21 protein-coding genes are annotated in these 22,059 nt (G+C 66.7%); 17 read left to right on the forward strand and 4 right to left on the reverse strand.

The window, feature by feature from the left end:
* Positions 1-2: 2 nt before the first annotated feature.
* The 4 genes from AC50YC_RS13520 to sdhC form a co-directional block, all read right to left on the reverse strand.
* Positions 3-785 (reverse strand): succinate dehydrogenase iron-sulfur subunit, encoded by a 783-nt coding sequence (locus AC50YC_RS13520; RefSeq protein WP_354173299.1) that lies wholly within the window; start codon positions 783-785, stop codon positions 3-5.
* Position 786: 1 nt separating this feature from the next.
* Positions 787-2,586, reverse strand: coding sequence for a succinate dehydrogenase flavoprotein subunit (gene sdhA, locus AC50YC_RS13525; RefSeq protein ID WP_494954022.1), 1,800 nt, complete (start codon positions 2,584-2,586; stop codon positions 787-789).
* A gap of 126 nt (positions 2,587-2,712) precedes the next feature.
* The gene (locus AC50YC_RS13530; RefSeq protein ID WP_494954023.1) at positions 2,713-3,195 is read right to left on the reverse strand and encodes a succinate dehydrogenase hydrophobic membrane anchor subunit; all 483 of its coding nucleotides are present in this window, start codon (positions 3,193-3,195) and stop codon (positions 2,713-2,715) included.
* Between the two features lie 2 nt (positions 3,196-3,197).
* A complete protein-coding gene (gene sdhC / locus AC50YC_RS13535; RefSeq protein WP_144674233.1) occupies positions 3,198-3,578 on the reverse strand; it encodes a succinate dehydrogenase, cytochrome b556 subunit in 381 nt (126 codons plus the stop codon).
* 304 nt (positions 3,579-3,882) lie between these two features.
* Here sdhC and AC50YC_RS13540 point away from each other — a divergent pair, with 304 nt between their 5' ends.
* From AC50YC_RS13540 to AC50YC_RS13620, 17 genes are all read left to right on the forward strand, one after another.
* Positions 3,883-5,028, forward strand: coding sequence for a mannose-1-phosphate guanylyltransferase (locus AC50YC_RS13540; protein ID WP_494954024.1), 1,146 nt, complete (start codon positions 3,883-3,885; stop codon positions 5,026-5,028).
* Between the two features lie 115 nt (positions 5,029-5,143).
* Positions 5,144-6,343, forward strand: a complete 1,200-nt coding sequence (locus AC50YC_RS13545; RefSeq protein ID WP_494954025.1) for an amidohydrolase — start codon at positions 5,144-5,146, stop codon at positions 6,341-6,343.
* Positions 6,344-6,434: 91 nt separating this feature from the next.
* The gene (locus tag AC50YC_RS13550) at positions 6,435-6,884 is read left to right on the forward strand and encodes a MarR family winged helix-turn-helix transcriptional regulator (RefSeq protein WP_494954026.1); all 450 of its coding nucleotides are present in this window, start codon (positions 6,435-6,437) and stop codon (positions 6,882-6,884) included.
* 32 nt (positions 6,885-6,916) lie between these two features.
* Positions 6,917-7,348 carry an organic hydroperoxide resistance protein gene (locus tag AC50YC_RS13555; protein ID WP_494954027.1) on the forward strand — a complete coding sequence of 144 codons (432 nt, stop codon included), beginning with the start codon at positions 6,917-6,919 and terminating at the stop codon, positions 7,346-7,348.
* Positions 7,345-8,376, forward strand: a complete 1,032-nt coding sequence (locus tag AC50YC_RS13560; RefSeq protein WP_494954028.1) for an NADP-dependent oxidoreductase — start codon at positions 7,345-7,347, stop codon at positions 8,374-8,376. The genes AC50YC_RS13555 and AC50YC_RS13560 overlap by 4 nt, the downstream gene beginning before the upstream one ends.
* A 277-nt stretch (positions 8,377-8,653) precedes the next feature.
* A complete protein-coding gene (locus tag AC50YC_RS13565; RefSeq protein WP_494954029.1) occupies positions 8,654-9,763 on the forward strand; it encodes a BMP family lipoprotein in 1,110 nt (369 codons plus the stop codon).
* 166 nt (positions 9,764-9,929) lie between these two features.
* Positions 9,930-11,573 (forward strand): ABC transporter ATP-binding protein, encoded by a 1,644-nt coding sequence (locus AC50YC_RS13570; RefSeq protein WP_494954030.1) that lies wholly within the window; start codon positions 9,930-9,932, stop codon positions 11,571-11,573.
* Complete coding sequence (locus tag AC50YC_RS13575; RefSeq protein WP_354173289.1) at positions 11,566-12,900, forward strand: ABC transporter permease; 1,335 nt, start codon at positions 11,566-11,568, stop codon at positions 12,898-12,900. The genes AC50YC_RS13570 and AC50YC_RS13575 overlap by 8 nt, the downstream gene beginning before the upstream one ends.
* A complete protein-coding gene (locus tag AC50YC_RS13580) occupies positions 12,897-14,234 on the forward strand; it encodes an ABC transporter permease (RefSeq protein WP_494954031.1) in 1,338 nt (445 codons plus the stop codon). Before AC50YC_RS13575 ends, AC50YC_RS13580 begins: the two co-directional genes overlap by 4 nt.
* Before the next feature lie 2 nt (positions 14,235-14,236).
* Positions 14,237-14,641 carry a cytidine deaminase gene (locus tag AC50YC_RS13585; protein ID WP_494954032.1) on the forward strand — a complete coding sequence of 135 codons (405 nt, stop codon included), beginning with the start codon at positions 14,237-14,239 and terminating at the stop codon, positions 14,639-14,641.
* Entirely contained in the window at positions 14,638-15,960 is a 1,323-nt protein-coding gene (locus tag AC50YC_RS13590) for a thymidine phosphorylase (RefSeq protein WP_494954033.1), read from the forward strand. Before AC50YC_RS13585 ends, AC50YC_RS13590 begins: the two co-directional genes overlap by 4 nt.
* Positions 15,961-16,095: 135 nt before the next feature.
* Complete coding sequence (locus AC50YC_RS13595) at positions 16,096-16,734, forward strand: DedA family protein (RefSeq protein WP_494954034.1); 639 nt, start codon at positions 16,096-16,098, stop codon at positions 16,732-16,734.
* A 111-nt stretch (positions 16,735-16,845) separates the two neighbouring features.
* On the forward strand, positions 16,846-17,613 hold the full coding sequence (locus AC50YC_RS13600; protein WP_494954035.1) for a DedA family protein: 768 nt from the start codon (positions 16,846-16,848) through the stop codon (positions 17,611-17,613).
* Between the two features lie 69 nt (positions 17,614-17,682).
* Complete coding sequence (locus tag AC50YC_RS13605; RefSeq protein ID WP_494954036.1) at positions 17,683-18,840, forward strand: adenosine deaminase; 1,158 nt, start codon at positions 17,683-17,685, stop codon at positions 18,838-18,840.
* On the forward strand, positions 18,833-19,552 hold the full coding sequence (locus tag AC50YC_RS13610) for a MazG nucleotide pyrophosphohydrolase domain-containing protein (protein ID WP_494954037.1): 720 nt from the start codon (positions 18,833-18,835) through the stop codon (positions 19,550-19,552). Before AC50YC_RS13605 ends, AC50YC_RS13610 begins: the two co-directional genes overlap by 8 nt.
* A gap of 158 nt (positions 19,553-19,710) precedes the next feature.
* A complete protein-coding gene (eno, locus tag AC50YC_RS13615; protein ID WP_160667174.1) occupies positions 19,711-20,991 on the forward strand; it encodes a phosphopyruvate hydratase in 1,281 nt (426 codons plus the stop codon).
* 192 nt (positions 20,992-21,183) lie between these two features.
* The gene (locus AC50YC_RS13620) at positions 21,184-21,966 is read left to right on the forward strand and encodes an FtsB family cell division protein (RefSeq protein WP_494954038.1); all 783 of its coding nucleotides are present in this window, start codon (positions 21,184-21,186) and stop codon (positions 21,964-21,966) included.
* The last annotated feature ends 93 nt before the right edge of the window (positions 21,967-22,059 follow it).

A 22,059-nucleotide genomic window follows, 5' to 3' on the forward strand; every position in this document is an offset into this window, starting at 1 on the left:
TCCTAGATCTTGCGGGACAGGATGGCCTGCTTGACCTCGGCGATCGCCTGCGTGACCTGGATGCCGCGGGGGCATGCCTCGGTGCAGTTGAAGGTGGTGCGGCAGCGCCACACGCCTTCTTTGTCGTTGAGGATTTCCAGGCGCATGTCACCGGCGTCATCACGGGAATCGAAGATGAAGCGGTGCGCGTTGACGATCGCCGCCGGGCCGAAGTACTGGCCGTCGGTCCAGAACACCGGGCAGGACGAGGTGCACGCGGCGCAGAGGATGCACTTGGTGGTGTCGTCGAACCGCTCGCGGTCCTCGGCGGACTGCAGGCGTTCCTTCGTGGGCTCGTGGCCGCGGTTGATCAGGAACGGCATGACCTCGCGGAAGGACTGGAAGAACGGCTCCATGTCCACGATCAGGTCCTTCTCCACCGGGAGGCCCTTGATCGGCTCGACCGTGATGGGCTTGGACGTGTCCAGATCCTTCAGCAGGGTCTTGCAGGCGAGGCGGTTGCGGCCGTTGATGCGCATGGCATCGGAACCGCAGACACCGTGCGCACAGGAACGGCGGAAGGAGACGCTGCCGTCGATTTCCCACTTGATCTTGTGCAGGGCGTCGAGGACCCGGTCGGTGCCGTACATGGTGACGTTGAAGTCATCCCAGGTGGACTCGTCGGAGACCTCCGGGTTGTAGCGGCGCACGCGCAGGTGGACGTCGAAGGAGGGGATATCCCCGCCGCCGCCAACGTGGGCGGGCAGTTCGATCTTGGAGGCTGGCTCAGCGAGTTCAGCGGTCATCTTAGTACTTCCTCACCATCGGCTCGTAGCGCGTAAAGACCACCGGTTTGGTGGCAAGCCGGATGCCCGCAATTGCCTCCGCGGAACCGTCCGCAGGGGCGTGGTCATCCTTGTACGCCATGGAGTGCTTCATGAATTTTTCGTCGTCGCGCTCGGGGAAGTCCTCGCGGAAGTGGCCGCCGCGGGATTCCTCGCGGTGCAGGGCCGCCACGGTCATGACCTTGGCGAGCTCCAGCAGGAAGCCCAGCTCCACGGCCTCGAGGAGGTCCAGGTTGAAGCGTTTGCCCTTGTCCTGGACGCTGATGCGCTGGTACCGCTCCTCGAAGGACGCAATGTCCGCCAGGACCTGGTTCAGGGTCTCGGCGGTGCGGAACACCTGCATGTTGGCATCCATAGTGTCCTGCAGTTCCTTGCGGATCGCAGCGACCTTCTCGGTGCCGTCTGAGGTGCGGACGTGGTCCAGCAGGTCCAGCGTGTAGGCCTCCGGGTCAACCGGGAGCTCCACGAAGTCTGCGGTCTTGGCGTACTCCGCGGCGGCGATGCCGGCGCGCTTGCCGAAGACGTTGATGTCCAGCAGCGAGTTGGTGCCCAGCCGGTTGGAACCGTGCACCGAGACGCAGGCGACCTCACCGGCGGCGTAGAGGCCCGGGACAACGGTGTCGTTGTCCTGGAGCACCTCGGCGGTGATGTTGGTGGGGATGCCGCCCATGGCGTAGTGCGCCGTCGGGAAGACCGGTACCGGCTCCGTGTACGGCTCGACCCCGAGGTAGGTGCGGGCGAACTCGGTGATGTCCGGCAGCTTGGCGTCGATGTGCGCCGGCTCAAGGTGCGTCAGGTCCAGCAGGACGTAGTCCTTGTTCGGGCCGCAGCCGCGTCCCTCACGGACTTCGTTGGCCATGGAGCGGGCCACGATGTCGCGGGGGGCGAGGTCCTTGATGGTCGGGGCGTAGCGCTCCATAAAGCGCTCACCCTCGGAGTTGCGCAGGATCGCGCCTTCGCCGCGGGCGGCCTCGGAGAGGAGGATGCCCAGGCCGGCGAGTCCTGTCGGGTGGAACTGGTAGAACTCCATGTCCTCCAGCGGGATGCCGCGGCGGAACGCGATGCCCATGCCGTCGCCGGTGAGGGTGTGGGCGTTGGACGTGGTCTTGAAGACCTTGCCGGCGCCGCCGGTGGCGAATACCACGGACTTGGCCTGGAAGACGTGCAGCTCGCCCGAGGCGAGGTCGTAGGACACGACGCCGGCCACGCGCTTCTGCTTGTAGGGCGTGCCGTCCTCGCGGACAGCGTCTTCCTCAACGGTCAGCAAGTCAAGGACGTAGTACTCGTTGTAGAACTCAACGTTGTGCTTGACGCAGTTTTGGTACAGGGTCTGCAGGATCATGTGGCCGGTGCGGTCGGCGGCGTAGCAGGCGCGGCGGACCGGAGCCTTGCCGTGATCGCGGGTGTGGCCGCCGAAACGGCGCTGGTCAATCCGGCCCTCGGGCGTGCGGTTGAACGGCAGGCCCATCTTTTCCAGGTCCAGGACGGCGTCGATCGCTTCCTTCGCCATGACCTCGGCGGCGTCCTGGTCAACCAGGTAGTCGCCACCCTTGATGGTGTCGAAGGTGTGCCACTCCCAGTTGTCTTCCTCGACGTTGGCCAGGGCTGCGCACATGCCGCCCTGCGCCGCGCCGGTGTGGGAGCGGGTGGGGTACAGCTTGGTCAGTACTGCTGTTCGGGCGCGCTGACCTGATTCGATCGCCGCGCGCATCCCGGCGCCACCGGCACCGACGATGACGACGTCGTACTTATGGACCTGCATACCAGACGCTCTTTCTCTCAAAATTCGCTAACAACACCGGCCGGCGGAGCCAGAACGGTGAAATCTCGTGGAAATCCCTCGCCCGCACCGGGCAGGCAAGGGATCGGTTACCGCTGGGCTGCGCTGCTACGGCGCGGGGCAGAACCCACCGGGCAGCTGGACACCGTTCACCACGGGGCACGGGTCAAAGGTGAAGATGACCAGGGTGCCCAGGATGATGATGGCGGTGGTGGCCGCGTACAGCACGATCTTCAGCCACAGACGCGTGGCGTCCTTTTCGGCGTAGTCGTTGATGATGGTCCGCACACCGTTGGTGCCGTGCAGCATGGCGAGCCACAGCATGGCCAGGTCCCAGATCTGCCAGAACGGATCGGCCCATTTGCCGGCCACAAAACCGAAGTCGATCGCCTGGATGCCTTCGCCCACCAGCAGGTTGACGGTCAGGTGCCCGAAGATCAGGACAACCAGGACGACGCCCGAGAGCCGCATGAAGAGCCATGCGAGCATTTCGAAGTTTCCCTTGGAACTGCCGTTGCGGCGGTACTGCGGCGCAATCCGGTTGCTGCCCACCTTGGGGCTGCGCGGGCTCTCAATCTGAGTTGCACTCATGGCTAGTGACCTCCAAGGGCGAGGGAAAGGTGGCGGATGGAGAAGCCCACCATGACGACTGCCCAGAGAATGAGCACCGCCCACAGCATCTGGCGCTGGTACTTCGCGCCCTTCTTCCAGAAGTCGACGGCGATGATCCGCAGGCCGTTGAAGGCGTGGAACACGATCGCTGCGACAAGGCCCGTTTCACCCAGGGCCATCAGGGGGTTCTTGTAGGCACCGATCACGGCGGTGTAGGCCTCCGGGGACACACGCACCAATGAGGTGTCCAGGACGTGGACCAACAAGAAGAAAAAGATCACTACACCGGTAATGCGATGTCCAACCCAGGACCACATGCCTTCACGGCCGCGGTACAAGGTGCCAGCTGGTTTTGTCGGCACTGAATAAACCTCCCTGCAACACAGCGGCGCTGGCATGGGATCCACGCGGGGGGAACGCCTGCTGCGAGAGCACTCGTAAGCTCAAGCCTAAATCTAGGCTTCGCTAACAGCTTATTCAATTCAGCCACCCATTGGTGACGGCTCCCGGCGGGGATTTGGTCCACTTTTGAGACGAACGCCACATTCCCTGCCCTGAAGGAGCGTGCCGCCGCGGCATCGGGACTGCACCCCGGGAGGGCGCTTCCGCGCCGTGTCAGTGCCAGCATCGGGGACTCGTGCACGACGTTCGGCTAAAGTAGCCGTGATGACTACAGACAAAGCGACAAGCCAGGACTCACACAACGACTCGGCCCTGAGCCGGTTTATTGCGGTGATTCCGGCAGGCGGTGTGGGGACCCGCCTCTGGCCCCTGTCGCGGGCAGCAGCCCCCAAGTTCCTGCACGACCTCACGGGATCGGGCAGTACCCTGCTGAGATCCACGTACGACCGGCTCGAGCCGCTGGCCGGCAAGCACATGCTCGTGGTGACCGGTATGGCGCACCGTGACGCGGTGTGCCGGCAGCTGCCGGAGATTGATGACGCGGACCTGGTGCTGGAGAGCGAGCCCAAGGACTCCGGCGCCGCCATCGGTCTGGCCGCGGCCATCCTGCACGAACGCGATCCGGACACCATCATGGGCTCCTTCGCCGCAGACCAGGTGATCAGCCCGGACGAGCTTTTCCATGACGCCGTCAGGGAAGCCATCCACGCAGCCGCGGCCGGCAAGATCGTCACAATCGGCATCAAGCCCACGCACCCTTCCACCGGTTTCGGGTACATCCGGGCCGGGAAGAACCTTGGCGTGGCCGGGGCCGACAGCGCCCAGGCCGTCGTCGAATTTGTGGAGAAGCCCAGCGAAGAGGTCGCCCAGGAGTACCTCGACAGTGGCGAATATCTCTGGAACGCCGGGATGTTCGTGGCTCCGGTCTCGCTGATGCTCAAGCACCTCGAAGCCAACCAGCCCGAGCTCTTCGCCGGCGTGCAGGAAATCGCCAAGGCCTGGGACACCCCGCAGCGCGACGAGGTCCAGGCCCGCGTCTGGCCCACCCTGCCCAAGATCGCCATTGACTATGCCGTGGCCGAACCGGCCGCCGCCGCCGGCGACGTCGCCGTCGTTCCCGGTACTTTCCGGTGGGACGACGTCGGGGACTTCGCCTCGGTGGGCCGGCTGAACAGCGCCAAGGAAGTCAAGGACGTCACCGTGATCGGTGAGGGCGCCCGCGTCTTCACCGAGGACGCGAGCGGTGTGGTGGTCTCCGATACCAAGCGCGTGATCGCGCTGATCGGGATCAAGGACGTTGTGGTGGTGGACACCCCTGACGCGTTGCTCGTGATGCACAAGGAGCACTCGCAGCGCGTGAAGCAGGCTGTCGACGCGCTCAAGGCCAGCGGCGACACCGACGTTCTCTAGCTCGCGGCGTTTTCCGGGTCTTTCGCCCCTTGCCGGGGCGGCCGGAAATGTTTGCCGATCCGTAACGCGCCGTACGCGATGCCGCTATTTTTTGTGCGCTCGCTAGAGTTATTGCGTGCGTAACTACTCTACTGAAGCTGAGCCCACCACATTGGTGGGGCCGTGGCTCGAGCCCCTGCTGCCGGAGCTGATTGCGTTCCGCCGGGACTTGCATGCGCACCCGGAACTGTCCTTCAAGGAGTTCCGCACCACGGACAGGCTCGCACAGCGCCTCGAGGATGCGGGACTCAAACCCCGACGCCTCGAGGGGACCGGCCTGACGGTGGACATCGGCGACGGTCCGATCGCCACCGCTCTGCGCGGTGACATCGACGCCCTCCCGATCATCGAGGAGACGGGCCTGCCGTTCGCCTCGAAGAACCACGGCGTCACGCACGCCTGCGGCCACGACGTCCACACCGCCACCGTGCTCGGCGCGGCGCTGGTCCTGCAGCGGATGCACGAGGAGTCGCCGCTGCGCGGCACCGTCCGGATCATCTTCCAGCCTGCCGAGGAAACCATGCCCGGCGGCGCCCAGAGCTGCATCGAGCAGGGCGTCCTCGACGGCGTTCCGCGGATCTTCGCCCTGCACTGTGATCCCCGGATCGAGGTGGGCAAGATCGGCACCCGGATCGGCGCCATCACCTCCGCCTCGGACACGATCAAGATCGAACTGACCGGCCGCGGCGGCCACACCTCACGACCGCACCTGACCGAAGAGCTCGTCTTTGCCCTGGCGCAGATCGCGGTCAACGTTCCGGCCGTGCTGTCCCGCCGGGTTGACGTCCGCAGCGGCGTGTCCGTCGTCTGGGGCCACATCTCCGCCGGATCCGCCCCCAACGCGATCCCCGCCAGCGGCTACATGGCGGGCACTATGCGCTGCCTGGACCGCGACGCCTGGCACAGCGCCGGTGAGATCCTCGACGAGGTCATCCAGCAGATCGCCGCCCCGTACGGCGTCGACGTCCACCTGGAGCACACCCGCGGCGTGCCTCCCGTGGTCAACTCCGAACACGAGACCGCGCTGATCGAAGCCGCGGCCCGCGCCGAGATCGGCGAGGGTGCCGTCGTGCTGACCCCGCAGTCCATGGGCGGCGAGGACTTCGCCTGGTTCCTCGCGGACCTCCCCGGTGCCATGATGCGCCTGGGCACCAAGACCCCCGGCGGCGAGGAGTATGACCTGCACCGCGGTGACTACATCCTGGACGAACGCGCCCTGGGCCTGGGCATCCAGGTCCTCACCGCCGCCGCACTGCGCACCCTCCGCGACCTCTAGCCGGACACCGGCAGCCGGCCGGCACTCCCGGCCGGCCTTTCCGCCGGTTCATTCAGTTGTGCACAATCTAATTGTGTACTATCGTATTCATATGACTGAGACACCGCGCGACAATGCCCCCCGCCTGAACCGGCAGCTGTGCTTCGCCATGTACTCGGCCTCCCGGGCGGCCACGGCGGCGTACCGGCCGATGCTCGACGAGCTCGGCCTGACCTACCCGCAGTACCTCGTCATGCTGGTGCTCTGGGAAGACGAGCCGCGCAGCGTCCGCGAACTGGGGGAGGAGCTCGGGCTCGACTCCGGCACACTCTCCCCGCTGCTCAAGCGGCTCGAGTCCCTGGGCCTCGTGGAACGGCGCCGGTCCGCCGAGGACGAGCGCCGGGTCGAGGTCTTCCTGACCAACGCCGGCACCGCGCTCAGCGCCCGGGCCACCGGCATCCCGCAGCGTCTCGCCGACGCTGCCGGGCTCTCGCCGGCTGAACTCGACCAGCTCCGCGAGACCCTGACCCGGCTCGCCGCCGCACTGCACGGCTCCCACTGACTTCCACTGAAACGCAACAGATCGGACCTCCCATGAAGACTCTCTACACAGCCGAGGCCTTGGCTTCGGGCGAAGGCCGCGACGGCACCGCCGTCACCAAGGACGGCAAACTCAACGTGGCCCTGGCCAGTCCGGTGGAACTCGGCGGCAACGGCGAAGGCACCAATCCGGAGCAGCTCTTCGCCGCCGGCTACGCGGCCTGCTTCCATTCCGCCCTGCGCCTCGTCGGCCGCCAGCAGAAAGCAGACCTGACGGATTCCGCCGTCGCGGCCCGGATCCACCTTGGCGCCCTCGGCGACGGATCCGGCTACGGCATCGCCGCGGAACTCGAGATCGCCCTGCCCGCCGTGGACCGGGAAACGGCCGAGGCCCTCGTGGCCAAGGCCCATGAAGTCTGCCCCTATTCCAACGCCACCCGTGGCAACATCACTGTCGACATCACCATCCTGGAGGTCGCCGCATGAGCACCCGTACCGTAACCACCACCCTGCCCACCGCCACCCGGGAGATCCAGCTCGCGTCCCGGCCGCACGGCCGGCCCGTGCCGGAGAACTTCCGCCTGGCCGAGACGGCCCTGCCGGAACTCCAGGAGGGCCAGGTCCTGGTCCGCAACCTCTTTATGTCCGTGGACCCCTACATGCGCGGCCGGATGAATGACGTCAAGTCCTACTCGGCGCCGTTTGCCCTGGATACGGCGCTCGACGGCGGCGCCGTCGGCGAGGTCATCGCGTCCCGAGCCGCTGACCGCCAGGTGGGCGACGCCGTCGTCCATTCACTGGGCTGGCGTGAGTATGCCGTGCTCGACGCCGTCGCCACCACCCCTGCCCGCACCGATCTGGCGCCCGCCCCGGCCTTCCTGGGCGCGCTGGGCATGACGGGCCTGACGGCTTACGCCGGTCTGCTCAAGGTGGCCGGCTTCAAGGCCGGAGAGGTCGTCTTCGTCTCAGGCGCCGCAGGTGCCGTCGGCTCCCTGGTGGGGCAGATCGCGAAGGCACTCGGCGCCTCCCGGGTGATCGGCAGCGCGGGCTCCCCGGACAAGGTGGCACGGCTGCTGGAGCTCGGCTTCGACGCGGCGTTCAACTACCACGACGGCCCGGTGGCCGAGCAGCTCGCCGCTGCCGCCGGCGACCGCGGGATCGACGTGTACTTCGACAACGTCGGAGGGGAGCACCTGGAAGCGGCACTGTCGGCGCTCACCGTCGGTGGCCGGGTGGCCATGTGCGGGGCGATCTCGCAGTACAACTCCACCGAGCCGACGCCGGCCCCGCGGAACCTCATGCAGGCCATCGGCAAGCAGCTGACCCTCAAAGGCTTCCTGGTCAGCGGCTACTGGCAGCACATGCCCGAATTCGTCGAAACCATGTCCGGCTGGCTCGCGGACGGCACCGTACGCTACGACGAGACCATCGTGGACGGGCTGGACAACGCACCGCAGGCCTTCATGGACCTGCTGGACGGCGCCAATACCGGCAAGATGCTGGTCAGGCTGTAGTCCGGCCCGCACCCGCACGCAGAAAGCCCCGCACCGGAGACACCCGGTGCGGGGCTTTCTGTCTCTACTGCTTGGTAACAAGTTCTCAACAATCTGTGGAATCGCTGTGAACTGTGCTACTTGGACGTGTCACAGGACACTAAAGTTGCTTCCATCAGTGCGCCTCGGCGCAGTGCTGCGAAGTCCATCAGTGAAAACAGCGTTTCAGCGGCAACCCCGCCAACAGACACTCATTGAGCTCCCGTCGTAGCGCCTACTCTTTCTTCCTGGAGGAAAATTGAAGAACTCTCTGCGTGCACCCTTCAAGCGCGGTTCAATGGCCGGAGTCGCCACCGCCGGTGCGGCCGCACTCCTGCTGACCGGTTGCGGGGCCGCCCCGACGGCCAGCAGCACCGCCAGCGCGACGGCCAGCGACTACACAGGCTGCATCGTGTCCGACTCGGGTGGATTCGACGACCAGTCATTCAACCAGTCCTCCTACGAGGGGCTGAAGAAGGCCGAGCAGGATCTGGGCATCAAGGTCAACCAGGCCGAGTCCAAGACCAACAACGACTTCGAGCCCAACCTGCGCGCCATGGTTACGGCCGGCTGCGACCTGACCGTCACGGTCGGCTTCCTCCTCGGTGACGCCACCAAGGCCCAGGCCACGGCCAACCCGGAGAGCCACTTCGCCATCATCGACTTCGGCTACGAGACCCCGATCAGCAACGTCAAGCCGATCATCTACGACACGGCCCAGGCTGCCTTCCTGGCGGGCTACCTCGCAGCCGGCACCACCAAGACCGGAACGGTCGCCACCTTCGGCGGCATCAAGATTCCTACGGTCACCATCTTCATGGACGGCTACGCCGACGGCGTCAAGTACTACAACGAGAAGAAGGGCACGGACGTCAAGGTCCTTGGCTGGGACAAGGCCAAGCAGGACGGTTCCTTCACCGGTGACTTCGAAAAGCAGGACAAGGGCAAGCAGTTCACCCAGAACTTCCTGGACCAGGGCGCGGACATCGTGATGCCCGTCGCCGGTCCGGTCGGCAAGGGTGCGGGCGCGGCCCTGAAGGAAGCCAAGGCAGCAGGCAAGGACGTCAAGCTCATCTGGGTTGACTCCGACGGCTTCCTCACGGCACCGGATTACAAAGACATCATGCTCTCCTCCGTCATGAAGCAGATGGGCGAGGCCGTTGAGGCCGTTGTGAAGGAAGACAAGGAAGGCAAGTTCAACAACACCCCTTACGTTGGCACCCTCGCGAACGACGGCGTGCAGCTGGCTCCCTTCCACGACCTGGACTCCGCGGTTCCGGCCGAGCTGAAGTCCGAGCTGGACCAGATCAAGAAGGACATCGCCGACGGCAAGCTGAAGGTTGAATCCGCAGCCAGCCCGAAGGTCTAACTCCCTCCGCTGAGCGCCACGGCCCGTCCGGTCATCCACCGCACGGGCTGTGGCGCTTTTCGTTGAGCGGACCGGCTCCGCCTCCGGCTGCAGGCACTAGGCTGATGCTGCAGCCCCATCATCCGTCCGGGCCACGGCTACGGATACTTCGAGATTGGTCAGAGTTTTGAAACTTGAACTCAAGGGGATCACCAAACGCTTCGGCTCCCTGGTAGCCAACGATCACATCGATGTGGTTGTTGAACCCGGGCAGATTCACTGTCTGCTCGGCGAGAACGGCGCGGGCAAGTCCACGCTGATGAACGTCCTCTACGGACTGTACGAGCCCACCGAGGGCCAGATCCTCATCGACGACAAACCCGTCACCTTCCGCGGCCCCGGTGACGCCATGGCCGCGGGCATCGGCATGGTGCACCAGCACTTCATGCTGGTCCCGGTCTTTACGGTTGCCGAAAACGTCGCCCTCGGCGCGGAAACCACCAAGGCCGGAGGATTCCTGAACCTGGACGACACCCGGCAGAAGATCCAGGAGATCTCGGACCGGTACGGCTTCGACGTTGATCCCGACGCGATGGTCGAGGACCTCCCGGTGGGTGTGCAGCAGCGCGTGGAAATCATCAAGGCGCTCGTCCGCGACGCCAAGGTGCTCATACTCGACGAGCCCACGGCCGTGCTGACCCCGCAGGACACCGATGAGCTGCTGGACATCATGCGCCAGCTCAAGAGCCACGGCACCTCGATCGTCTTCATTTCGCACAAGCTCCGCGAGGTCAAGGCCGTCTCGGACACCATCACGGTGATCCGGCGCGGCAAGGTGGTCGGCACCGCCGATCCCGGCGCCTCAACGACGGAACTGGCCTCCATGATGGTGGGCCGCGCCGTGAACCTGACCCTGGACAAGGCCCCGGCCACGCCCCAGGAGAGAACCTTCCAGGTCAAGGACCTCACCGTGATCGCGCCCAGCGGGCAGCACGTGGTGGACGGCATCAGCTTCGACATCGCGCGCGGCGAGATCCTCGCCATCGCCGGCGTCCAGGGCAACGGCCAGACGGAACTGACCGAGGCCATCCTGGGCCTCCAGGACCGCGTCCACGGCTCGATCCTGCTCGACGGCGAAGAGCTCGTTGGCCGCAGCGTCAAGGACGTCCTGAACTCCGGCGTCGGCTTCGTGCCCGAAGACCGCTCGGTCGACGGCCTGATCGGTACGTTCTCGATCGCCGAAAACCTCATCCTGGACCGCTACGACCAGGCGCCGTTCGCCAAGGGCATCAGCATGAGCCCGGCCAAGGTCCTGGAGAACGCCCAGACCCGGATCGACGAGTTCGACGTGCGCACCCCGTCCGGTTCGCTCGCGGCCGGCACCCTGTCCGGCGGCAACCAGCAGAAGGTCGTGATGGCCCGGGAGCTCTCCCGTCCGCTGCGGCTCTTCATCGCCTCCCAGCCCACCCGCGGCGTGGACGTCGGATCCATCGAGTTCCTGCACAAGCGCATCGTGGCCGAGCGCGACCACGGCACCCCCGTGATGATCGTCTCCACCGAACTGGACGAGGTGATCGAGCTCGCCGACCGGATCGCGGTCCTCTACAAGGGCAAGCTGGTCGGGATTGTCCCCGCCGGTACCGGACGCGACGTCCTCGGCCTGATGATGGCAGGGCTGTCCCCGCAGGACGCGCACGCCGACTCCGCGGGCAAGCAGCAGGCACAGCGCCCCGCGGGTGACCCCGCCGAACCCCCCGCAACGAACCCGGCGCCCGCCGCCCACCCCGTGCAGGAGCCCAGCTCCGGCGCCGTAGGAGACGACCATGAGTGAAAATAAGCCCGAGGCTCCCGTCGAGGACGCCGACCTTGCCACCTCGCTGGACACCGCGGGCGGGGCGATGCGCCCGTCGGCGGTTCCCGTCTCGGCCCAGAGCGGTTCCCTCCCCGGTGACGAGGACCAGGACTCGGTGCTCCGGAAGATCTTCACCGGCAACGGCATCGTGACCATCCTGGCCGTCCTCCTCGCCCTGATCCTCGGCGGACTGCTCATTGCCAGCACAGACAAGGTGGTCGCCGCGACGTCGAGTTACTTCTTCGCCCGGCCGACCGATTTCCTCGCCGCCGTCTGGTCAGCCGCCACGAGCTCCTACGTCGCGCTCTTCCAGGGCTCGGTCTACAACCCGAGGGGGAGCGGAGTGGGCGGCCAGTTCGCCCCGCTGATGGAAACCCTCACCATCGCCACCCCGCTGATTACCGCCGGACTCGGCGTCGCCCTGGCCTTCCGTGCGGGCCTGTTCAACATCGGCGCGCAGGGCCAGATCATCATGGCAGGCATCCTGGCCGCGTGGGTTGGCTTCGCGCTGGACCTGCCGGTGGGGCTCCACCTGCTGCTGGTCCTGCTCGCCGGCGTCATCGGCGGCGCCGTCTGGGGCGGCCTGGTGGGCGTGCTCAAGGCGAAAACCGGGGCCCATGAGGTCATTGTGACCATCATGTTCAACTACATCGCCCTCTACCTGGTGCGTTACCTCCTCGACACGCCGGCGTTCCAGCGGCCGGGGGAGACCACCCCGATTTCCCCGATCCTGGACGCGTCCGCCGTGTACCCGCAGATCTTCGGCAGCCAGTACCGGCTGCACATCGGGTTCCTGCTGGCCATCGCCGCGACGGTCTTTGTCTCGTGGCTGCTCAACCGTTCGACCATCGGCTTCGAGTTCCGCGCGGTGGGCGCCAACCCCAAGGCGGCCCTCACCGCCGGGATCAACGTTCCCCGCGCCACCATCCTGGTGATGACCATCGCCGGTGGCCTGGCCGGGCTGGCCGGCGTCGCGCAGGTGGCGGGCACCGAGAAGGTCCTGACCGACGGCGTCGCGGCAACCTACGGCTTTGACGCCATCACCGTTGCGCTGCTGGGACGTTCGACGCCGTGGGGCACCTTCGCCGCCGGCGTGCTGTTCGGCGCCTTCCGCGCCGGGGCGGTCCAGATGCAGATCCAGACCGGAACCCCGATCGACATTGTGCTGGTGGTCCAGTCGCTCATCGTGCTGTTCATCGCGGCGCCGCCGCTGGTCCGGGCGATCTTCGGACTGAACCCGCGCAAAAAGAAAGCCGCAACCGCCGGCAAGTCCCAGAAGGCAGCAGCCACCGGAGGTGCAGCATGAGCACAACAGCAACTTCACCCGTCCCGGGGCAACCGTCCAAGCCCCAGCCCGGCACCCCGCACGCGGACAAAAACCGCAAGCACACAGTGTCCGCGAAGCCAGTGACCTGGAAGCTGCCGGTTACGCTGCTGGCGCTGGCCGTCGTCGCGTTCATCTTCTTTGGCCTGATGGGCCCGCAGGCAACGGCCAAGTTCGGCATATCCTCCGGTGGTGACTTCTTCCAGCTCCCCGCGATCGAAGTACCGGCCTTCCTGGCCGGGATTGTGCTCTCGGTGATCCTGCTGGGCCTTGCCGGTTACGCGATGTTCCTGAAGACAAAGAACGTCCGGCCCCCGCGCTGGCTGCCGGCCGTCTTCACGGTCCTCTTCGTGGTGGCCTTCCTGATCTGGGTGGTCGGCGGCGCACGGACCCCCAGCATCTCTCTGGCCGGACTCATCGCCGGGTCCGTGACCCTCGCCGTGCCGATCGTCTTCGGCTCGCTGTCCGGTGTCCTGTGCGAACGCGCCGGCGTCGTGAACATCGCCATCGAAGGCCAGCTCCTGGGCGGTGCCTTCACGGCCGCGATCGTCGCCAGCCTGACCGACAACCCCTACCTGGGACTGCTCGCGGCGGCCGTCGCCGGCGCCCTCGTCTCGATGGTGCTGGCGGTCTTCAGCATCAAGTACGTGGTGAACCAGATCATTGTCGGTGTGGTGCTCAACGTCCTGATCTCCGGCCTCACCGGCTTCCTCTTCAGCACCGTGATGCAGGCGGACAAGGAGATGTTCAACTCCCCGGGCCGGCTTCCCATCATCGACATCCCGGTCCTGTCCAGCATCCCGGTCCTCGGCCCCATCCTGTTCAAGCAGTCCGTGGTGGGCTACCTGATGTACGTGGCCGTGATTGTGGTGTGGATCGGGCTGTTCAAGACCAAGTGGGGCCTCCGGGTCCGCTCCGTGGGCGAACACCCGCAGGCCGCCGACACCCTCGGCATCAAGGTCAACGCGACCCGGTTCTGGAACGTCACCCTCGGCGGCGCCGTCGCCGGGATCGGCGGATCGTTCTTCACCCTCGTGGCGATCGACAGCTTCACGAAGGAGATCTCGGGTGGACGCGGCTTTATTGCCCTCGCCGCCATGATCCTGGGCCGCTGGAACCCGATCGGGGCGTTCTTCGCCGCGCTGCTGTTCGGTTTCGCCGACAACCTGCAGAGCATCGTGACCATCATCGGCACCCCGGTGCCGAGCCAGTTCATGGCCATGCTGCCGTACCTCGTGACCGTGTTCGCCGTCGCCGGACTGGTCGGACGGTCCCGGCCTCCGGCCGCCAGCGGCATACCGTACGTCAAGGGTTGACCATGGACAGCACCAAGGTTGACTGGGCCGCCCTCGAGGCCGCCGCGGTCGCCGCCATGGAAAACGCCTACGCGCCGTATTCGAAGTTCCCGGTGGGGGCAGCAGCCCTCACCGCGGACGGCCGGATCGTGAGCGGCTGCAACGTCGAAAACGCCAGCTACGGCCTGACCCTGTGCGCCGAGTGCGCGCTGGTGGGCAACCTGCACATGACCGGAGGCGGCCTGCTCCGCGCCTTCTACTGCGTCGGTGCCGGCGGCAACGTCCTGATGCCCTGCGGACGCTGCCGGCAGCTGCTCTACGAATTCCGGGCTCCCGACATGGAGCTCATGACCACGCAGGGAATCAAGACCATGGACCAGGTCCTTCCCGATGCCTTTGGCCCCCAACACCTGGAGGAACCCCGGTGACACAAACCCCCAAGCTGACCGAATCGTTCGACGCCGTCGACATCATCCGCATCAAGCGGGACAAGGGCGTGCTCAGCCCAGCCCAGATTGACTGGACCATCGACGCCTACACCCGCGGCGCGATCGCCGACGAGCAGATGGCCGCCCTGAACATGGCGATCCTGCTCAACGGCATGGACCGGGCCGAAATATCGCGCTGGACGGCGGCCATGATCGCCTCCGGTGAACGGATGGACTTCTCCAGCCTGCGCCGCCCCGACGGCAGCATGAAGCCCACGTCCGACAAGCACTCCACCGGCGGTGTGGGGGACAAGATCACCCTGCCGCTGGCGCCACTGGTGGCGGTCTTCGGCGTCGCCGTGCCCCAGCTCTCCGGCCGCGGCCTCGGCCACACCGGCGGCACCCTGGACAAGCTCGAAGCGATCCCGGGCTGGCGCGCCGCGCTGAGTAACGAGGAAATGCTGGCCCAGCTGCAGGACGTCGGCGCGGTCATCTGCGCCGCCGGCGCCGGCCTAGCCCCGGCCGACAAGAAGCTCTACGCCCTGCGGGACGTCACCGGCACCGTCGAGGCCATCCCGCTGATCGCCTCCTCGATCATGAGCAAAAAGATCGCCGAAGGCACCGGTTCGCTGGTGCTGGACGTCAAGGTCGGCTCCGGCGCCTTTATGAAGGACGAGGCACGCGCCCGGGAACTCGCCGAGACCATGGTGGCCCTGGGCAAGGACGCCGGCGTCAACACGGTGGCCCTGCTGACCAACATGAACACCCCGCTGGGCCTCACCGCGGGCAACGCGATCGAGGTCGAGGAATCGGTGGAGGTGCTGGCCGGGGGAGGCCCGGAAGACGTCGTCGAACTCACCGTCCGGCTCGCGAAGGAAATGCTCGCCTGCGCGGGCGTCCACGATGCCGACCCGCGGGCCGCGCTCCGGGACGGCCGGGCCATGGACGTCTGGAACCGCATGATCGAGGCGCAGGGCGGGGACCCACGCGCCAAGCTCCCCGTCGCCCGGGAATCCGAAGTCCTCTACGCGCCGGCCGACGGCGTGCTGGTGGAACTCGACGCGATGGCCGTCGGCGTCGCCGCCTGGCGCCTCGGCGCCGGCCGGGCCCGCAAGGAGGACCAGGTCCAGGCCGGTGCCGGGGTGCGGATGCACGCCAAGCCCGGCGCCCTGGTCAAGGCCGGCGAGCCGCTGATGACACTGCTGACGGACACCCCGGAGAAGTTCGAACGGGCCAGGGAGGCGCTGGAGCACGCCGTGCTGATCGCCCCGGAAGGCTCCCGCCCGGCGCAGCAGCTCATCATCGACCGCATCGCCTAGCCCCACCCCCGTTGCCCTATCACTTGTGGTCCCTAAACTTCAGGTTTAGCCGCCACAAGTGATAGGGCAAACCGCGGGGAGCGGCCGGCAGTAGACTGGCTCGACAGCCGTCCTCCCGTTGTTTGTTAGGAAACCGTGCAGGCAATCAACGACTTCATCCTGGCCGCAGCGGGGCAACCCTGGGTCCTCATCCTGGTGTTCGCGTGCTGCGTGATTGACGGGTTCTTTCCGCCCATTCCGAGCGAGTCAGTGGTCGTCGGACTCGCCGCGGTGGCCGCCACCGCCGGCATCCCCAACCCCCTGCTCCTGGCCGCAACCGCCGCCGCAGGGGCTTTCCTGGGCGACAACATCGCCTACCTGATCGGCCGCGGCACCGGAACACAGCGCTGGGCCTGGATGCGCGGCCACCGCATGCAGCGGGCCTTCCGCTGGGCCGGCACCGAGCTGCGGAAACGGCCGGCGTCGCTGATCCTCGTGGCGCGCTTCGTGCCGATCGGCCGGGTGGCGGTCAACCTGACCGCGGGTGCCACGAACTTCCCGCAGTCGCGCTTCGTCGGGATGACGGTGCTCTCGGCCCTGCTGTGGGCGGCGTATTCCGTGGCGATCGGCCTCTTCTTTGGCCAATGGTTTGAAGAGAACCACCTGCTGGGCGTCATCGTCGCCGTCATCTGCGCGATTGGCCTGGGCATCCTGGTTGACCTCGCCATCAGCAGGCTGCGCGGCAGGCTTCCCGAGGACGCCGAACACCCTGTCCCTCCCTCGGAGACCTCCTGAAACCGGAGCTTTTGGCCGCAGCAGATTCATCGGAGCGGAACGTAGCGCATCCTTGCCGGTCATGGGACACTGAAGAGCGCTTTTCGTCACTTTCCTAGGAGCACAGCCCGCGTGGAATTTATCAATGAGGCTATCCTCCATGCCGCGGGACAATGGTGGATTTACCCGATCCTCACGATCTTCTGTTTCATCGACGGTTTCGTTCCGATTCTGCCCAGTGAAACCCTGATCGTCGCCTTGGGTGCACTGTCTGTCACGTCCGGCCAGCCGAACATGTGGTTCGTAATGGTCGCCGCCGCCATCGGGGCGATTGCCGGTGACAACATGGCCTACCTGCTGGGCCGCCGCGTCGGGGTCGAGCGCTTCCGCTGGATGCGCAAACCCAAGGTCCGCCGCGCCCTGGACTGGGCGCGCTATGAACTCGACAAACGCGGCGCCATGCTGATCTTCACGGCCCGGTACATCCCGGTGGGACGCGTGGCCGTCAACTGGATCGCCGGCACCACCGCGTACCCGCGGCGCCGCTTTGTCATCCTCGACGTTTTTGCCTCCATCACCTGGGTCGCGTACTCGGCCGGAGTCGGCATCATCGCCGGCAACTGGGTCCACGAACACCCGCTGCTCGGGGTGGGTATCGCCATCGCGTTCGCCATCGTGCTCGGCATCCTGATCGACCACCTGCTGACCTGGCTGCACCGCTGGCGCGACACCCGGGGTGCCGCCGCGGCGGCCAGCCGGGCCGCCACCCTGGCTGCCGAAGCGAAGGCAACGCACGCCCGGAAGACGCACGCCACGCCCGCTGCGTCCGCGCCCCGGCAAGCCTCCGGCACCGCAGCGGTGCCCGCACAGTTGACAGCACCGGCCGACGTCGAGGCCTGATTCCGCCGTCCGGCGCGTCCGCCGGCCGACCGGCTGGTGTTGCCGGGCCTCCAACCCTAAGGTTGGAAGGTGACTGAGATAATTCTTGACGCTGCCCCTGACCTCGACTTCGACCTGAAGGGCCTCCCCAAGGTCTCCCTTCACGACCACCTGGACGGCGGACTCCGTCCGGCCACCATCATTGAACTTGCCGAGGCCGCGGGACACACCCTGCCCTCCACCGACCCCGTCGCACTGGGGGAGTGGTTCCGCGAATCCGCCGACTCCGGCTCGCTGGTCCGCTATCTCGAGACCTTCGATCACACCATTGCCGTGATGCAGACCAAAGAGGGCCTCTTCCGCGTCGCCCGGGAATTCGTCGAAGACCTTGCCGACGACGGTGTGGTCTACGGTGAAGTGCGCTGGGCCCCCGAGCAGCACCTCCAGCAGGGCCTGAGCCTGGATGAGGCCGTCGAGGCTGTGCAGGCGGGCCTTGAGGCCGGCGTCGACGCCGTCGCCGAGACCGGCCGCGATATCCAGGTCGGCCAGCTGATCACCGCCATGCGGCACGCCGACCGCGGCCAGGAAATCGCGGAGCTGGCGGTCCGCCACCGCAACAACGGCGCCGTCGGCTTCGACATTGCCGGTGCTGAAGACGGCTTCCTGCCGTCCCGTTTCAAGGATGCCTTCACCTACCTGGCGCAGCACAACTTCCCGGCCACGGTCCACGCCGGGGAAGCTGCCGGACTCGAAAGCATCCAGTCCGCCCTGGTCGACGGGCGCGCGCTGCGCCTGGGCCACGGCGTCCGGATCGCCGAGGACGTCACCGTCGAATTCGACGAGGACGAAGACGCCGACGGCGCCAGCGATGAGGTCAACGACAACATCGGCCTGGTCACCCTCGGCGAGCTCGCCAGCTGGGTCCGGGACCGCGGCATCGCCCTGGAGATCTGCCCCTCCTCCAACCTGCAGACCGGCGCCGTCTCCGGCTTCGGCGAGGGCATCGAAAGCCACCCGCTGGACATGCTCTACCAGCTGGGCTTCAACGTCACCATCAACACCGACAACCGGCTCATGAGCGGCGTGACCCTCACGGACGAGTTCGAACTGCTGGTCGAGACGTTCGACTATGACCTCGACGACCTGCTGGAGCTGACGCTCAACGCCGCCGAGGCCGCCTTCCTCCCGCTTGAGGAGAAGGAAGCCCTCGTCGAGTACATCAACGAGGCCTACGCCGACCTTGGCTAACGAGGACTCCAATGCGGCGGGCGCGCTGGGCGCGCTGGTCGGCGTTATCGCCGGGCTGCGCGCCCACTGCCCCTGGATGGGTGCCCTCACCCATGAGTCCCTCGTGGAATACCTCCTCGAGGAAGCCTATGAGGTGGCGGAAACCATTGAAACGTCCGGCGGCGACGCCGAGCTGAAGGCCGAGCTCGGCGACGTCCTGCTCCAGGTGGTCCTCCATGCCCGGCTCGCCCAGGAGCGCAGCGCCTTCGACCTCGACGACGTCGCCCGCGGCCTGACCGCCAAGATGATCCGGCGCAACCCGCATGTGTTCCGTCCCGACGGCTCACTGCAGGACTCCTTCCCGGCGACGGTGGAGGAAATTGTCCAGACCTGGGACGCCGTCAAGCGCTCGGAGCAGGTCCTGCACTCCGGGGCCGCGGAGTCCGGCGCTGAACCCTCCCGCGCTGATTCTTTCCGGCTGGGGGCCCTCGGGGGTGTCCCGGCCGCCCTGCCTGCCCTGGCCCGGGCACAAAAGCTCCTCGACCGCGCCGAACGGGCCGGCCTTCCGGCCTCCACGGAGCCGGTTGACGTCCCCTCCACGGAAGACGGCCTCGGGGAGCTGCTCTTCGCCATCGCCGCCGCCGCCCGGGACCGGGGACTCGACGCCGAACGCGCCCTCCGCGGCGCGAACCGCCGCTTCCAGGAGGGCCCACCCACGCCGCCGTCGCCATGATCCGCCAAAATGACGTCCGGGGACTGGATAGGTTTCTGTAACTTATCCCACTCTCGACTAGGCTGGGTAGCGACGAGGACGTCGGTTTTTCAGCTTGATTCCCAGCTTGATTTCCCATCAGATTCCCAGCAGATCGCTTCACCCAAAGGAGCCTATCCATGGCGCTTATCGATGCCATCCACGCCCGCGAGATCCTCGATTCCCGTGGCAACCCCACCGTAGAAGTTGAAGTGCTGCTCTCGGACGGCCAGATCGGCCGCGCAGCGGTTCCCTCCGGAGCCTCCACCGGCGAGCACGAAGCCGTTGAACTCCGCGACGGCGACAAGGGCCGTTACCTCGGCAAGGGCGTCCAGAAGGCCGTCGACGCGGTCATCGACCAGATCGCCCCGGCCCTGATCGGTTTCGACGCCACAGACCAGCGCAGCATCGACCAGTCGATGATCGACCTGGACGGCACCGCCAACAAGAGCAAGCTCGGCGCCAACGCCATCCTGGGCGTGTCCCTGGCCGTCGCCAACGCAGCCGCGGCCTCCGCCGACCTGCCGCTCTACAAGTACCTCGGCGGACCGAACGCCCACGTGCTGCCCGTGCCGCTGATGAACATCCTCAACGGCGGCTCGCACGCCGACTCCGACGTCGACATCCAGGAATTCATGGTTGTTCCGCTGGGTGCCGAGACCTTCTCCGAAGGCCTGCGCTGGGGCGTCGAGGTCTACCACGCGCTCAAAGCGGTCCTGCAGGCCAAGGGCCTGTCCACCGGCCTGGGCGACGAAGGCGGCTTCGCACCGAACCTGCCGTCCAACCGCGCGGCCCTGGACCTCATCCAGGAAGCCATCCGGAACGCCGGCTACACCCCGGGCCAGGACATCGCCCTCGCCCTGGACGTCGCCTCCTCCGAGTTCTTCAAGGACGGCGCGTACCAGTTCGAAGGCAAGTCCCTCAGCTCCACCGAAATGAGCGCCTACTACGCCGAGCTCGTTGCCGACTACCCGCTGGTGTCCATCGAGGACCCGCTGGACGAAAACGACTGGGAAGGCTGGAAGACCCTCACCGACGCCATCGGCGACAAGGTCCAGATCGTGGGCGACGACCTCTTCGTCACGAACCCGGAGCGCCTGCAGACCGGCATCGATTCGAAGACGGCCAACTCGCTGCTGGTGAAGGTCAACCAGATCGGTTCCCTGACCGAAACCCTGGATGCTGTCTCCCTCGCCCAGCGCGCGGGTTACACCACCATCACCTCGCACCGCTCCGGCGAAACCGAGGACACCACGATCGCTGACATCGCCGTTGCCACCAACGCGGGCCAGATCAAGACCGGTGCCCCGGCCCGTTCCGAGCGCGTTGCCAAGTACAACCAGCTGCTGCGCATCGAAGAGGAACTCGACGACGCCGCACGCTACGCCGGCCGGAGCGCCTTCCCGCGTTTCAAGGGCTAGTAGCCGCACGAACAGCGAACCGGTGGCTATGGTTGAAAGACCATGGCCACCGGTTCCTTTTTGGCACGTCGTTTTTTGGCACCGTTAGGGGCGCCGCGCAGCCGGCTCCATGTCGGTGCCCGGTCCAGGCCACGGGATCAGCACTGAACGCACTAAGCCAGCCGGGGGAGAACCTGGCATTACAGGAGTGACATGGCTACCCGCCGACCCAAGGTTCCCCGGGCCACGCCTGCGGCCCCAAAGTCTCCGGACACCGGCGACGGCGGCGACGTCATCCAGGCTGACTTCGGCGGTTCCCGCGGCGCCCAGGCCCACCCGCCAGGCAACGCCGCCCCCGGCCCGCGCACTCCCGGCAGGGCAGCCGGCCAGCACGCCGGCAACCCCGCCTCCACCCGGACGGGCGGATCTGCCTCCGCCGCATCCCCGTCGGCCGCCGCCCCCAAAAACGCCGCCCCGACGAAGGCCGCAAAGTCAGGCACCGCCACACCGGGCAAGCCGGGCACGGACAAGCAGGGCACAACCAGGCAGGGCCCGGCCAAGCAGACCAAGGGCGGCCACGAGCCCGCAGCAGAGAACCTCGACCCGGTCCCCGCCAAGGCCTTCTCCGGCCGGATGCTGGCACTGTTCGTCGTCATGATTGCCATCACCATCATGCTGGCGCCCACGGTCAAGATTTTCTTCGAAAAGCGCGCCGAAATCGCCGCGCTCCAGGCGGACATTTCCGATAAGCAGGCCCAGCAAAACGAGCTCAGGCGCCAGGTCTCCCGGTGGCAGGATCCGAACTACGTGAAACAACAGGCCCGGGACCGCATTAACATGGTTATGCCCGGCGAGACGGGCTACTGGGTCTTCGGCAGCGATCTTCCTGCCGGTTCCTCCAGTGGCGCGGCCGGTGCAGGATCAGCACAAGACCCGGCCGAGCTGCCCTGGGTTGACTCCCTCTGGGACTCCATCCGGCGCTCGGCAACAGACTAGAAGCGGCGCCCGCCGCAGGATTGTCCGCCGGACAAACCAGACAGGGCAGGAAGGTGCCGCTCCCGTGGACCAGAACCAAGTGGACGAGACCCC

The organism is Pseudarthrobacter sp. MDT1-56 (assembly GCF_059383555.1).